Origin of the sequence: Paenibacillus sp. S28, assembly GCF_016624415.1 — a bacterium.
In the GTDB taxonomy this organism is placed as follows: Bacteria; Bacillota; Bacilli; order Paenibacillales; family Paenibacillaceae; genus Paenibacillus_AQ; species Paenibacillus_AQ favisporus.
The window spans coordinates 107,149-120,218 of sequence record NZ_JACVTM010000014.1 but is presented as its reverse complement, the minus strand read 5'-3'; the positions used below and the strand labels follow the sequence as shown (position 1 = coordinate 120,218).

The 13,070-nt window shown below is 55.9% G+C and carries 15 protein-coding genes; 11 read left to right on the top strand and 4 right to left on the bottom strand.

All coding sequences use genetic code 11. From position 1 onward, the window contains the following. Positions 1 to 4 precede the first annotated feature (4 nt). Positions 5 to 673, top strand: a complete 669-nt coding sequence (locus tag IAE55_RS26385; RefSeq protein WP_200634315.1) for a DUF899 domain-containing protein — start codon at positions 5 to 7, stop codon at positions 671 to 673. Between the two features lie 209 nt (positions 674 to 882). Here IAE55_RS26385 and IAE55_RS26380 read toward each other — a convergent pair whose 3' ends face one another. After that, positions 883 to 1,344, bottom strand: coding sequence for a DinB family protein (locus IAE55_RS26380; RefSeq protein WP_076174194.1), 462 nt, complete (start codon positions 1,342 to 1,344; stop codon positions 883 to 885). A 291-nt stretch (positions 1,345 to 1,635) separates the two neighbouring features. Between IAE55_RS26380 and gpmA the strand changes: the two genes are divergently transcribed. From gpmA to IAE55_RS26365, 3 genes are all read left to right on the top strand, one after another. Next, entirely contained in the window at positions 1,636 to 2,385 is a 750-nt protein-coding gene (gpmA, locus tag IAE55_RS26375; RefSeq protein WP_076174196.1) for a 2,3-diphosphoglycerate-dependent phosphoglycerate mutase, read from the top strand. Between the two features lie 161 nt (positions 2,386 to 2,546). Further along, the gene (locus tag IAE55_RS26370; RefSeq protein WP_089548421.1) at positions 2,547 to 2,897 is read left to right on the top strand and encodes a DUF1904 family protein; all 351 of its coding nucleotides are present in this window, start codon (positions 2,547 to 2,549) and stop codon (positions 2,895 to 2,897) included. A 128-nt stretch (positions 2,898 to 3,025) separates the two neighbouring features. Continuing rightward, entirely contained in the window at positions 3,026 to 3,955 is a 930-nt protein-coding gene (locus tag IAE55_RS26365; RefSeq protein WP_152398646.1) for a manganese-dependent inorganic pyrophosphatase, read from the top strand. A 158-nt stretch (positions 3,956 to 4,113) separates the two neighbouring features. Here the strand turns inward: IAE55_RS26365 and IAE55_RS26360 are convergent, their stop codons facing one another. Beyond that, positions 4,114 to 4,296, bottom strand: a complete 183-nt coding sequence (locus IAE55_RS26360) for a hypothetical protein (RefSeq protein ID WP_163881492.1) — start codon at positions 4,294 to 4,296, stop codon at positions 4,114 to 4,116. 240 nt (positions 4,297 to 4,536) lie between these two features. Between IAE55_RS26360 and IAE55_RS26355 the strand changes: the two genes are divergently transcribed. The 3 genes from IAE55_RS26355 to IAE55_RS26345 all read left to right on the top strand — a co-directional run bounded on the left by IAE55_RS26355 (position 4,537) and on the right by IAE55_RS26345 (position 7,005). Continuing rightward, positions 4,537 to 5,073: a GNAT family N-acetyltransferase gene (locus tag IAE55_RS26355; RefSeq protein WP_105446121.1), complete on the top strand. Its 537-nt coding sequence runs from the start codon at positions 4,537 to 4,539 to the stop codon at positions 5,071 to 5,073. Positions 5,074 to 5,237: 164 nt separating this feature from the next. Beyond that, positions 5,238 to 5,993, top strand: a complete 756-nt coding sequence (locus IAE55_RS26350) for a class I SAM-dependent methyltransferase (protein ID WP_200634314.1) — start codon at positions 5,238 to 5,240, stop codon at positions 5,991 to 5,993. A 19-nt stretch (positions 5,994 to 6,012) separates the two neighbouring features. Next, positions 6,013 to 7,005 (top strand): MBL fold metallo-hydrolase, encoded by a 993-nt coding sequence (locus IAE55_RS26345; protein WP_200634313.1) that lies wholly within the window; start codon positions 6,013 to 6,015, stop codon positions 7,003 to 7,005. Between the two features lie 156 nt (positions 7,006 to 7,161). Here IAE55_RS26345 and IAE55_RS26340 read toward each other — a convergent pair whose 3' ends face one another. Next, on the bottom strand, positions 7,162 to 7,740 hold the full coding sequence (locus IAE55_RS26340; RefSeq protein ID WP_145163150.1) for a phosphatidylglycerophosphatase A family protein: 579 nt from the start codon (positions 7,738 to 7,740) through the stop codon (positions 7,162 to 7,164). 223 nt (positions 7,741 to 7,963) lie between these two features. Between IAE55_RS26340 and IAE55_RS26335 the strand changes: the two genes are divergently transcribed. The 4 genes from IAE55_RS26335 (at position 7,964) to IAE55_RS26320 (ending at position 11,615) form a co-directional block, all read left to right on the top strand. Next, entirely contained in the window at positions 7,964 to 9,040 is a 1,077-nt protein-coding gene (locus IAE55_RS26335) for a GerMN domain-containing protein (protein WP_076174208.1), read from the top strand. A gap of 83 nt (positions 9,041 to 9,123) precedes the next feature. Further along, on the top strand, positions 9,124 to 9,885 hold the full coding sequence (gene rph, locus IAE55_RS26330) for a ribonuclease PH (protein WP_313960391.1): 762 nt from the start codon (positions 9,124 to 9,126) through the stop codon (positions 9,883 to 9,885). 1 nt (position 9,886) lies between these two features. After that, positions 9,887 to 10,510, top strand: coding sequence for an XTP/dITP diphosphatase (locus IAE55_RS26325; RefSeq protein WP_145163146.1), 624 nt, complete (start codon positions 9,887 to 9,889; stop codon positions 10,508 to 10,510). Between the two features lie 235 nt (positions 10,511 to 10,745). Beyond that, entirely contained in the window at positions 10,746 to 11,615 is an 870-nt protein-coding gene (locus IAE55_RS26320; RefSeq protein ID WP_325168683.1) for an endonuclease/exonuclease/phosphatase family protein, read from the top strand. 85 nt (positions 11,616 to 11,700) lie between these two features. On the opposite strand, the gene IAE55_RS26315 is transcribed toward IAE55_RS26320, so the two are convergent. Further along, positions 11,701 to 12,906 carry an SLC45 family MFS transporter gene (locus tag IAE55_RS26315; protein WP_145163145.1) on the bottom strand — a complete coding sequence of 402 codons (1,206 nt, stop codon included), beginning with the start codon at positions 12,904 to 12,906 and terminating at the stop codon, positions 11,701 to 11,703. Between the last annotated feature and the right edge of the window lie 164 nt (positions 12,907 to 13,070).

Below are 13,070 nucleotides of genomic sequence, written 5' to 3'. Positions count from 1 at the left end.
ACCCGTGGATACGAAAAACACAGCACTTCCGCAAATCGTTTCGGAACAAGAGTGGATGGAAGCGCGCGACAAGCTGCTCGTCAAAGAGAAGGAGCTTACCCGCGCGCTGGACGCGCTGGCCGCAGAGCGCCGCAGGCTGCCGATGGTACGGATCGGCAAAGATTATATGTTCGAGGGACCAGGTGGTCCAGCGCGACTGCTTGATCTTTTTGAAGGACGCCGCCAGCTCGTGGTGTACCACTTCATGATGGCTCCGGGAGCCAGTCAAGGCTGCACAGGCTGCTCCTCTTTTGTCGACAACATCGGTCACCTTGCCCATCTGAATGCCCGTGATACGACCTTTATTCTCGTCTCCCCCGCGCCCCTGTCTCAGATCCAGCCGTTCAAAGACCGGATGGGCTGGAATGTACCCTGGTTCTCTTCGAACGGGAACGAATTCAACAATGACATGGGGGCTGGGGGCGGATTCGGCTTAAGCGTCTTTCTCCGCGATGGAGATGAGGTGTTCCGCACCTATTTCACGGCCTCCCGCGGCGTCGACCGGATCCGCGCGGACTTCAATTTGCTCGACCTGACACCCTTTGGCCGCCAGGAAACGTGGGAGGATTCGCCTGAAGGATGGCCGCAAACCCAGCCTTACATCTGGTGGCGTCTGCATGACGACTATCGCTAATCCGTTTTGACGACACGCCATGCCGCTCCGCATTGGGTTATGAATCAATGCTTCGTTTAATGGCGATAGCGGGGGGGGGCCACGCGTACCCATCCCCAACTCAAGGTTACCACCGTCGTTTTCTAACCGGTGTTCTTTCCAAAAATGAAGGCAGCCTCTTTCTCCGACACGGAGAGAAGGGCTGCCTTGTGCTGTCTGCTGATCCGATATCAGGCCAGCTTCTTCAGCATGGCGTTGATCATGCCGGCATGCGATGCTTCATGATTAATGTTCATGACCAGCAGCTCGTCGATCGTCTCGGCTTTGGCAAAGTTGTCCGCTTTGGCGACTGGCTGATTTAGGTCGTCACCGAGCTGCTCTTGGAACACGCGAATCTGCTCGGTGAGCTGCGAAATCAGGGTATCCCACGCCGGTGCCTCGCCCTGCCAATCCGCCGGTTTCGTCCCCGAAGCAAAATAAGGGCGGTATTCTGCCGGAATGACGCCGTCCTTGCCGCTGTACTGGAGCACGAGCATGTCGGATATGACCAGCAAATGCCCGAGGTGCCAGTGGATATTGTTGTTGAATCCGTCGGGGACGATATCCCGCTTGGATTCAGGCAGCGCGGACACCTTGTTAATGATGCCCGTGCGCACGCGCTCGATTTGGCCGAACAAATAAGCATTTCTCATTATTGTACCTCCGTCGTTCTCCGATTATGATGTAACAGTAGTTATTGTAAATCTGCCCGGCTTGTTAGGCAACCGCCGAACGTCCCGGAGTCTACCCCAGCGGGAACCTCTGCAGAGCATGTGTTGGGAAGGGCTGAGGGTCCGCAAACAATAGATTGCAAGGGACGGCAGCTCACCCGCAACCTGTATGCAAAATGATTGGCATGAAAAGAAAAAGTTTAAAAAATGCTTATCGGTTAAAAGCTATACCGGTAGTTTGTTACGAGTAAGGCAGTAAAGGAGTGTGGCACCATGTACAAGGTGGTTTTGGTCAGACATGGGGAAAGCGAGTGGAACCGCGAGAACCGGTTCACCGGCTGGACGGACGTCGATCTGACGGACAAAGGGGTCCAGGAAGCGATCAAGGCCGGGCATCTGCTGCAGGATATTCCCTATGAAATCGATATCGCATATACGTCCGTATTAAAGCGGGCGATCAAAACGCTGAATTATATTTTGGACGTCAACGACCTGCTGTGGATCCCGATCCGCAAATCGTGGAAGCTGAACGAACGGCATTACGGCGCGCTTCAGGGACTTAACAAAGAAGAGACGGCGAAGAAATACGGCGCGGAGCAGGTCATGCTGTGGCGCCGGAGCTACGACGTGCCCCCGCTGCAGATTACGGCCGACGATGACCGCTACCCTCCCAAGGATAAGCGCTACGGCAACTTGACGAAGCAGGAGATTCCGCTGGGAGAAAGCCTGAAGGATACGATCGCGCGCGTGCTCCCTTACTGGGAAGCGGAGATCGTGCCACAGATCAAGGCGGGCAAGAAGGTGCTCGTCGTCGCGCACGGGAACAGCCTGCGGGCCTTGATGAAGGTGCTGGAAAATATCAGCGAGGAGGACATCGTGGATCTGAACATCCCGACCGCGGTGCCGATTCTGTACGAGCTGGACGACGATTTGAAGCCGCTGAACCGCCATTTTCTGGGGAGCCCGGAGCGCGTGCAGGAGAAAATCGACGTCGTCGCCAACCCGTCGAAAATTATGGAATAGCGGGGCCAGGCATCGGATTTGGGTATCAGCAGTATCCATTGGCATTGAGGAGTGATCTCTTTGGGGAGGTGACTCCTTTGCCGTTTTTATGGTAGGTTAGTAATGCCGATATATTTAGATCGGGCACAGCTTTAGAAAGAAAGAGAAAGAAGGGAACGGCTTTGCCTTTTGTCAGATTTACAGGTTTTGAAAAGAATGTGGTGGAGACCGCCGCACCGGCCATTATCGAATGCATTTCAGGAATCGCCAACATTCCGGAAGAAATCGTCAAAATTGAGCTTTTACATGTGGAAAAAATCACAAACAGCCCCCGGTCCGTGGAAATTTTCATGTTCCCGCGCGAGGAAGAGAAGCATCATGCGATCGCCGAGAACATCAACCGGATCCTCGAGAACCTCGGTTGCCCGCATACCCATATTTTCTATGTGCTGCTGAATCCGTCGCTGTATTATAAAGAGGGCCAGCCGCTGAAGCGGATTCCGGCCAAGACGCCTCCCGAAATCAGGCTGTAATCAAGCCTTCAGGAATAAATCTCTGTAAAGGAATTGGAATATAGCCCAATTCCCGCTATAATCGTATGTAGATTACGGCATGAACCAAGTCTTCATTTATTCCAAACGATAAAGGAGCAGTTGAAACCATGGCAAAAACATTGATTTTCGGGCACAAAAACCCGGACACGGACACGATCACATCGGCAATCGTATACTCTTACCTCAAAAATAAGCTCGGCCATAATACGGAGCCGGTTCGTTTGGGCGCCGTCAACGGCGAAACGCAGTTTGCGCTGGATTATTTCAAAGCCGAGGCCCCTCGCCAAGTGGAAACCGTGGCTAACGAAGCAAGCGAGGTTATTCTCGTTGACCATAATGAGCGCCAGCAAAGCGCGAGCGACATCGATCAGGTGCGCGTGAGCGAGGTTATCGACCACCACCGCATCGCGAATTTCGAGACAAGCCATCCGCTGTACTACCGCGCAGAGCCTGTAGGCTGCACGGCAACGATCCTGAACAAGCTGTTCAAGGAAAAAGGCGTTGAAGTTACGCCGCAAATCGCCGGTCTGATGGTATCCGCGATCGTATCCGATACGCTCCTGCTGAAATCCCCAACCTGCACCGAGGAGGACGTAGCCGCTGCACGCGAGCTCGCCGACATCGCCGGAGTCAACCTGGAGCAGTACGGGCTGGACATGCTTAAAGCGGGTGCAGATGTCAGCAGCAAGACGATTGCCGAGCTGATCTCCCTGGACGCCAAAGAATTCCAAATGGGCAGCAGCAAAGTGGAAATCGCCCAAGTGAACACGGTGGACCCTAACGACGTCCTGAACCGTCAGGCTGAACTGGAGGACGCCCTGAACGCGATCATCAGCGAGAAAGGTCTCGATCTGTTCGTGTTTGTCGTAACGGATATCCTGAACAACGATTCCGTGGCGCTGGCCCTCGGAAAATCCGCTGCTGCGGTTGAAACGGCTTATAACGTGAAGCTTGAGAACCATACGGCCGTATTGAAGGGCGTTGTGTCGCGTAAATCCCAAATCGTACCGGTGCTGACCGAAACGCTGAGCAAATAATTACATTGAACGGCTGAACAGGAGCAGGCTGATTCCTTGAAATGGGAGGACGGCCTGCTCGTTCTATTTTTGCGATCGAAATCAAAAAACCTGTTCATCGCTGAACAGGTCTGTTGGATTAGCTTCTGTGTATCTGGGAGAAGGGATTGTGTTGCCAGTTAAGCTTCTTCGTCGTCTTCTTCATCGTCGGCTTCTTCGTCTTCGTCCTCATCCGCCTCTTCTACGAATTCGGATTCTTCCTCGTCTTCCGCCTCTTCATCTTCTTCTTCGATGTCGTCGATCTGCTCTTCCTGTTCTGCTTCTTCGTCAGCCATCAAGATGTCCAATTCCAAATGTTCCATATCTAATCCCTCCAATTTTTAAAACACTATGATTAGTGCATATTTACTATATCACCAGTTTGGTGAAAGGTTTGTCGCAATATGGGCCGGGTTCCGCATTATTTTCCGCTATATTTCGGCAAATGATGGCGGCTGTGGCAGTTTTCCTAATGCTCTTCATTTAAGGGGGTCGACACCGAAAGGCAGATGGATTAATCTGGATTCAATTCATTCAATGCGGTTCGAAGGAGGAGACATGAAATGAGGCTGGAGACGAACAGGCTGGTCATCCGCGAGTTTGTGCCGGAAGACTGGGAGAGCGTGCACCGGTACGCATCAGACCCCAAAGTTACCCGTTATACCCTTTGGGGTCCGAATACCGAGGAGGAAACGAAGGATTATGTCGCAGGCATGAAGGCGATGCAGCAGAAAGAGCCCAGGACCCATTACGAGTGGGCGGTAACCCGCAAAACGGACGGGGAGCTGATCGGCGGCTGCGGAATCAACGTCTCGGGCTCGAACGGAGAAATCGGCTATTGCTTCCATGCGGATCATTGGGGCCAAGGCTATGCTTCGGAATGCGCGAAGGCGATGCTGGAATTCGGCTTCCGGCAGCTGGGAGTACACCGGATTTATGCGACCTGCCGTCCGGAAAATATCGGGTCCGAGCGGGTCATGCAGAAGATCGGCATGCAAAAAGAAGGCTATCTCCGCGAGCATATGCCGACGAATAAAGGAGGCTTTGCGAACTCCTGGCTGTATTCGATCCTGTCGCATGAATATATGCCTGAGTCGTAAACCTGGCCAGTCCGATATCGGCTCGATTCATACAATCCCATGGCGCGTCGAATCCTATACTGCATACGGCGGGCACAGGCTGCCAGCAGGCTGGTTTCAACCGTCCTTTTTGAATGTAATAATTCATGGAACCGACTCACATACACAGGAGGATGACGCAGAGGATGAAGGATTGGTATGAAAAAAGCTTTGGAGAGGATTATCTCCTGGTATATAAGCACCGTGACATCGAAGGGGCAGCCCGGGAGGTCAAGACGATGATCTCCTGGCTGGACCTGCCGCCAGGGGCGCAGGTGCTCGACTTGTGCTGCGGAACAGGCAGGCACTCCCTCGCGCTGGTGGATGCGGGCTACCGCGTCACCGGGGTTGACCTCTCCGACGTACTGCTGCGGGAAGCCCGGAGGCTGGACACGAAGGAGCGGGTGGACTGGCGGCAGGCCGATATGCGCGAACTTCCGCTGGAAGGCGGGTTTGACGCGGTCGTCAATCTGTTTACGTCGTTCGGGTACTTCCGCGAGGACGGGGAGCAGCTCAAAGTACTTCGGGAGATTCGCCGAATGCTGAAACCCGGAGGGTGGTTTATTATCGATTTCATGAACTCCCCTTATGTCCGGAGACATCTGGTTCCGGCATCGGAGCGGGAGGAAGAGGGGCAGCGAATCGTTGAGAAGCGCCGAATCGAAGGGGATTTTGTAATCAAGGACATCTCCATATCGGATATGCACGGCACTAAGGGCACACGGGAGTATCATGAGCGGGTGAAGCTGTACACGCGCGGCCGGCTGGAGGAAATGCTGCAGGAAGCCGGGCTCATGACAGACGAAGTGTACGGCGGCTATAATGAGGAAGTCGATTATGACGAGGGGCGCTCACAGCGGATGATTTTTGTGGGACGGCGCCCGCAGGAAGAGAAAGCATAAATGAAAGAAGGACGGGGCATTGAATATACCCGAGATTACGCACTATGAAGACGGCATCATTCAGGTAAAGATGGCGATGTCATTCCCTTTGCGCTGGGTAAACAGCTATATTCTGCGGGGGCCTTCAGGCGGGGTTACGGTGATCGATCCGGGACCGCGGACCGCGGAGAATGAAGCTGCCTGGAATAAGGTATTGGATGAGTTGGGCATCCCTTTCGGGAACGTGGAGTCGGTCGTGCTTACGCACCATCATCCCGATCATTTGGGATTGTCGGGGTGGTTCCAGGAAAAGGCGGGCTGCCCGGTCCGGATGTCCGCGCGGGCGGCGGAGGAAATGCAGCGGATGTGGGGCGAGGCATCCACGATGAATGACGACCTGCCGCTATTGTTCCGGCAGCACGGCATGCCCGAGGCGTGGACAAGCCAGCTGCCCGCCCATTTGGAGAGCTTCATCCCGCAGGTGGAGCCGCTGCCTTCGGCGCTGCCGCTGACCGAAGGGGAACCGCTGGAGATGGGCGGGCGGCGATGGATCCCCATCGAAACATGGGGCCATGCGCCAGGCCATATGTCGCTGCTTCATGAGGAGAGCGGGGTCATGCTGTGCGGAGATGCGGTGCTGCCGCAGATCTCCCCGAACGTCAGCCTGCTGCCCGGAAGCGATCCCGAGCCGCTGCATTCGTTTCTGAACGGGCTCAGGAAGCTGCAGAGCTTCCAGGTAAAACGGGCCTATCCGGGACACCGGAATCCGTTTGACCACTTTGAGGCCCGGCTTGAAGCCCTTCTGCAGCATCATGAAGAGCGGCTGGTGCGGGTGCTGGGACGGATTCAGGCAGGGCCGGCGACCGGCTTCGAGCTGTGCGCCGCCCTGTTCGGCACCGGGCTCGGCATTCACCAGATGCGCTTCGCCATGTGCGAGACGCTGGCGCATACGCAGGAGCTGGAGCGGCGCGGCCAGGTTATGAAGGTGCCGGGTCATGACGGCATCTTCCGATATGAAGCCGCCGTTACATAGCGGCAGGAAGAGCAGGAAGGACGGCCAAGAGGCCGTCCTTGTTTGCGTTCGGAGTGTTGCATCCGTCCCGGCTCCGAACCTTCTGCGTTATTTTCCTCGCCAAATGACAAGAGAAGGGCTGACGAATCAGCCCTCCTCTATGATGATAGAGTTGTTTTAGTGATCCTCGGGAAGCCGAACCTCATCGGGCCCGTCGCCCGTTTCCTTCTCCGCCTGCTTGCCGTGCGCGATCCGGCTGCTGGCCGCCGCGGCGACCGCGCCGACGATATCGTCAAGGAACGTATGGGTTTCCCCGGTGCTTTTGTCATTCAGGCGCTCCAGCACGCCGGGCTTGAGCTTATCGATATACCCGTAATTTGTAAAGCCGATGCTTCCGTATACGTTCACGATGGAAAAGGCCAGCACTTCGTCGACGCCATACAGGCTCTCGTCATTTTCCAGCATGTCCTGCAGCGGGGAGAGCAGTTTGCCCTGCTCGGCCAGCATATCGAGCTGGATGCCGGTCAGCACCGCGTTTTGCACCTCGCGCTTGCTCAGCACTTTCTCCACGTTCAGGATGCATTCCTCCATCGTCAGGTTCGGATAGTACTTTTTCTGCAGCAGCATAACGAGCTCGGCGATCTCCTCCACCCTCACGCCCCGGTTATGAAGCCATTCCCGCGTCGCTTCGGATACCTTTTTACTGTTTAAGCTGTATGGAATTTTTGCTTGCTGTGCCTCATTTGCTTCACTCATTACGTCACCCCGTCATCCAAGTATTATGTAACTTCACGCAATTTGATTGTATGTTTTGCAGTATATCTTTGTCCAGTTATGCCCATTTTGACGCATCCTCAAGCAGCAGGGAAGGCGCAGGGGCCTGAATAAAATTAATATGGACCGGCTGTTATTTTTTCGGAAGGGGGCTCGTATACATGGTAGTACAAACTGTACAAAATGATTAGGAGGAACCAGACTTATGACCAAGCTTAACAAAATTCGCGGCATTTCCGCCGCCGGATTGCTGGCCGTTCCCGTTATCCTGTCCGGCTGCGGTTTGTTCGGGACCCATTCGGCTTCGGAAGACATCGATGCGCCGCCGAAGGCGGTCGAGGAGCAGATGCTCAATATGTCGGACGGCACAGGCACCACAGGCGCCAAGGCTAAGGCCGAGCTTACCGGCACCCCGACGACCGTGTATTTGGCGGACGGGAACGGGATGCTTGCCCCCGTCACCCTCGGTCTGCCGGAAGTAAAGGATAAAACTTCGGTTCAGCTGTCGGTGGAAACGCTCGTCTCCGGCGGAGCCTATGCCAAATATATTCCGGAAGGCTTCACGGGCGTCCTGCCTGCAGGAACCGAGGTCAAGAAGGTCACGGTGGACAAGGATAACAAGCTGGCCGTTGTCGAGTTTAACAGTGCATTCACGAAATACAAAGCGCCGGATGAGCGCAAAATTCTCGAATCGCTGGCCTGGACCCTGACCGGTAATGCGGATGTGCAAAAGGTCCAGCTGTGGGTTGACGGCAAGAAGCTGTCGGAAATGCCTGTAGGGGGCACTCCGCTAGATCAGCCGCTCAGTCGGAGCATGGGCATCAATCTGGAAGTCGGGCAGGGGGCAACGCTGACGAATTCGTCGCCAGTCACCGTTTACTTCTCGGCGGCATCGCCGGCAGGCATCCAGTATTACGTTCCGGTAACGCGGCTTGTCAAACCGGGCCAGGACGCGCTGCAGTCGGCACTCGCCGAATTGATCCGCGGCCCGCAGGAGACAGACGGCCTGGAACAAGTCATGACCGACGAGACGCAGCTGCAGTCCGTGAAGAAGGAGAAGGACGGCACGGTAACGGTATCCTTGAAGGAAGACATGTTCGCCGAAGGCGATGCGGTACCGACCGAAATGCTCCAGTCCGTCGTGCTGACAGTGGCGGAAAACGCGGGGAATCCAAAGGTCAAAATCGAGCTGAACGGGGAGTCCAAGGTCGTCGGAACCGACAATCTGGACTACAGCCAGCCGGTCACACGCCCCGATTATATTAACGAAATCCCGCTTTAAGGGCAGCTCAGGGTGTTTTTATCCCTCCATTTTGGTAAAATAAAGGTTGCTTAAACAGGATGCGAACGAAGTAGGAGGCAGAAATGATGAGATCAAACGGACGCAGCAGCCATCAGCTTAGGCCGATGAATTTGACAGTGAACGTAAACAAGTACGCGGAAGGCTCCGTGTTCATTGAAATGGGGGACACCAAAGTCCTTTGCACCGCCACGGTGGACGAAAAGGTTCCTCCTTTTTTGAAAGGACAGGGGAAAGGCTGGGTAACGGCGGAGTATTCGATGCTGCCCCGGGCGACGCAATCCCGCAACCAGCGGGAAGCCGCGCGCGGCAAACTCAGCGGACGTACGATGGAAATTCAGCGGCTGATCGGCAGAGCGCTACGCTCCGTTGTGAATTTGCAGGCGCTGGGCGAGCGGACTATCACGCTGGATTGCGACGTCATTCAGGCAGACGGAGGTACGCGCACGACGTCGATTACCGGATCGTTTGTGGCGATGGCCATTGCGATCAACAAAATCGCCCAGCAGCACAAGCTGCCGGTGTTCCCGATCAGCGACTTTCTGGCTTCGGTCAGCGTCGGGGTGGTCGGTGAAGAGCCGCTGCTCGATCTGAATTATGAGGAAGATTCGAAGGCGAAGGTGGACATGAACCTCGTCATGACCGGCAGCGGCGCGTTCGTCGAGCTGCAGGGAACCGGCGAGGAAAGCCCGTTCACGCGGCAGGAGCTTGATGAGCTCCTGAAGCTTGGAGAGCAGGGCATCCGCGAGCTGATCACCAAGCAGAAGGAAGCCCTTGGCCCCATTGCGCTGATGATCGGCTCGGGACAAGCCGGAAGAGAGGCCTAGCATGATTCCGGCGGGCGATACGATTATTGTGGCGACGAAGAACAAAGGGAAGGTCAAGGAGTTTGAGCATGCCTTCGCCCCGCTGGGCAAACAGGTGAAAAGCATGTTCGACTATCCTGGCATCCCGGATGTAGTAGAGGACGGGAGCACGTTTGCGCAGAATGCGCTGAAGAAAGCCAAAACCGTAGGCGATGCCCTCGGGCTTCCAGTGCTGGCCGACGATTCCGGCTTATGCGTTGACGAGCTGGAAGGCCGTCCGGGCGTGTACTCCGCCCGGTTTGCGGGTGAGCATGCCACGGATGAGCAGAACAACGAGAAGCTGCTGCAAATGCTGGAGGACAAAAAGATGGGCGCGGACGTTCAGGATTCGCTGCTCAGCCCGGCGAGCTTTGTCTGTACGCTGATCCTGTATGATCCGGCAACGGGCGGCTTCATTGAGGCCTCCGGCTCGGTTCAGGGCTGGATTACCGCCGACCGCGCCGGCTCGGGCGGTTTCGGGTACGATCCGCTATTCTATCTTCCCGATTATGGGAAAACGATGGCTGAGCTGACGATAGAGGAGAAGCAGGCGATCAGCCACCGCGGAGCGGCGCTCCGCAGCCTGATGGCCAAGCTGACCCCATAAATAACGTGTTTCCGATAAAGGCTGTTCTCTTGGATCTGTCGGATCCAAAAGAGCGGCCTTTTCGCCGTGTCCTGTATTGGCGTCCCACATAGTAGATCCCACAAAGCAGAGCACGATCATATCACAGCTGTGACCCGTCTGAAGGGGATCGTGCCTTTAACCAAATTTTGTGATCGCTTTCCGGCGGATTATGGTAGAATGGGCGTGCGCAAACTTTGAGAAATGAGGTGTTGATGTGAGCAACACAGCTAAACCGGAGATGGAGCTCCGGTTCATGTCGTATAACATCAAAAACGACTATGACAAGGAAGGCGAGAATACATGGAACAGCCGGCGGGACCTGGTTGCTGGAATCGTCCGCTTCCACCGCGCCGACTTGGTCGGCATGCAGGAGGTGCTGCATAACCAGCTGACGGATCTGGAAGAGCGTCTGCCGGAGTACGGCTGGATCGGAGCCGGACGGGAGGACGGGAAGCAGGACGGCGAATACGCCTGCATCTTTTACCTGAAGCAGCGGCTGGAGCCGCTGGAGCATGGACATTTCTGGCTGTCCGAAGAGCCGGAGAAGCCGGGCAAATTGGGCTGGGACGCAGCCTGCACCCGGATGGTAACCTGGTGCCGGTTCAAAGATACATATACGGGAAAAGAATTTATCCATCTGAACACTCATTTTGACCACATCGGGGTGGAGGCGGTCAAGCAGAGCGCGCATTTGATCAAAAGCCGGATCCGGGACTTGGTGGAAAGCGGCGCCGCGGTGCTGACCGGGGATTTCAACGTCACCAGCGATTCGGAAGCCTACCGCATCCTCTGCGGCGAAGAAGAGGGCGGGGCTCTGCTGCGTGATGCGGCGGTCAGCGCGGATTACCGCCATTTCGGCCCGGCATTCACCTTCCAGGGCTTTGACTCCCGGGAAACGGCCGCGCGGCTGTTCCCTGCGTATTTGAACTCGGGCGAGGAGCATGGTCTCGAGTTCGAGAGCGCCATCGATTTTATTTTCGTGACCGGCGGGGTACGGGTGCGCAATTTTGGCGTGATCACCGACCACCGCCATGGCAAAATGCCGTCCGACCATTTTCCGGTGGTCGCCGACCTGCTGGTGTAGCAGGCATTGGCAATTCGCATATAGCAAAAAAACATCCGTTTGGCTTCGTCAGCCGCGGATGTTTTTTTGTAATACGCCCATCTGGTTATCTGTTTAGCGTCGATGTCTCGGACCCTGCGCCGGCCGTTTTACCGTCATGGCGAACCATCGTCAGGAACAGCAGGGCGATCAGCAGGCTGGCCGACGCGACGACAAACAAGGAGGCGTAGCCGAACTGGTCGATGATCAGCCCGAGCAGCGGCGGCGAGGTGATCGCCGCCAGAGAGGACACGAGGTAATACAGTCCGGTTCGGGTTCCGATGCTCGCTTCGCTTCCGGTCGATACGATGAACGGATAGGAGTTAATATTGATGCACGCCCAGAAGATGCCGCCGAGGGCAAGCAGCACGCGGAGCGGTCCTACGGTCCCGATGAACGGAACGGCCGCGAACACGAGAAACAGGCCGGCGACGCCCGTCAGGATGATCTTCTTCTTCCCGTAACGGTTGCCGAGCCAGCCGCTCGGGATGGCAAACAGGACGAAGAACAGCGAAAAGAAGGTCAGGGAGAAGGATGCGGCGCTTTCCTGCAGCCCCATATGATGCTTGCCGTAAAGCGTAAACAACGATTCGACGCCCTGATACCCGACGAACCAGAAAAAGATGGCGATCAGCAGCAGCACCGTCGTCCGGTCCAGCTCGCCGCGCAGCTTGATCCGGCTTCCTTCCTGCGGCGCGGAGGAAGGTGTGGAACCGCTTCCCCGAACGGGGACGAAGCGGTACAGAATCCACAGCGACAGCAGGGTGATGACCGCCGCGGCGATAAACGGGAAGGAGCGGTTCTGGTTGTACAGCAGCGATCCGCCGGCAAACGCAAGAATGCCGCCTACGCCGCCCATGAAGTTGATGACGCCGTTGGCTTTGGTCCGTTTCCCTTCCGGCGTGATGTCCGGCATGAGCGCGATCGTTGGCGAGCGGTAGAGGCTCATTGCCAGGTTCATCAGCATCATGAACAGGACCAGCGTCAGCAGGCTGGTGTGAAAGGGGATCAGGATGACGAACAGGGCAGCGAGCGGCATGCCGATAAGCAGGTAGGGCATCCGCTTGCCGAAACGGGAGACGGTCCGGTCGCTCCGGTTGCCGATCCATGGCTGCAGGAACAGGGCGAAATAGTTGTCGATGGTCATCATGAAGCCGATCCACGCGGCGCTCTTCAGATACGGATCGAGGAAAAACGGAACAAACGCATTGTACAGCGCCCAGGTAATGCTGATGCTGAAAAATCCGAAGCCGAGCAGCCAGGTCTTTTTCATGGACGACAAATCCTCCGTTTCGTGTTAGGGGTCATTTTCCACTATTATACAACAGCGTTGCATCCCGGAGCTTCATGCGATTGTAAAATTTATTTAAGGAAGGATATTCCTTCCGCGTGTCGTATTATGTTCAGGACACCCCGAGTGGGAACATAATAGGAGGT

What these genes read in the sequence shown, in the direction of transcription:
- IAE55_RS26380 (WP_076174194.1), bottom strand. Translation starts at nt 1,344, where the DNA reads ATGAGAAATGCTTATTTGTTCGGCCAAATCGAGCGCGTGCGCACGGGC.
- gpmA (WP_076174196.1), top strand. Translation starts at nt 1,636, where the DNA reads ATGTACAAGGTGGTTTTGGTCAGACATGGGGAAAGCGAGTGGAACCGC.
- IAE55_RS26365 (WP_152398646.1), top strand. Translation starts at nt 3,026, where the DNA reads ATGGCAAAAACATTGATTTTCGGGCACAAAAACCCGGACACGGACACG.
- IAE55_RS26360 (WP_163881492.1), bottom strand. Translation starts at nt 4,296, where the DNA reads ATGGAACATTTGGAATTGGACATCTTGATGGCTGACGAAGAAGCAGAA.
- IAE55_RS26355 (WP_105446121.1), top strand. Translation starts at nt 4,537, where the DNA reads ATGAGGCTGGAGACGAACAGGCTGGTCATCCGCGAGTTTGTGCCGGAA.
- IAE55_RS26350 (WP_200634314.1), top strand. Translation starts at nt 5,238, where the DNA reads ATGAAGGATTGGTATGAAAAAAGCTTTGGAGAGGATTATCTCCTGGTA.
- IAE55_RS26340 (WP_145163150.1), bottom strand. Translation starts at nt 7,740, where the DNA reads ATGAGTGAAGCAAATGAGGCACAGCAAGCAAAAATTCCATACAGCTTA.
- IAE55_RS26335 (WP_076174208.1), top strand. Translation starts at nt 7,964, where the DNA reads ATGACCAAGCTTAACAAAATTCGCGGCATTTCCGCCGCCGGATTGCTG.
- rph (WP_313960391.1), top strand. Translation starts at nt 9,124, where the DNA reads ATGATGAGATCAAACGGACGCAGCAGCCATCAGCTTAGGCCGATGAAT.
- IAE55_RS26325 (WP_145163146.1), top strand. Translation starts at nt 9,887, where the DNA reads ATGATTCCGGCGGGCGATACGATTATTGTGGCGACGAAGAACAAAGGG.
- IAE55_RS26315 (WP_145163145.1), bottom strand. Translation starts at nt 12,906, where the DNA reads ATGAAAAAGACCTGGCTGCTCGGCTTCGGATTTTTCAGCATCAGCATT.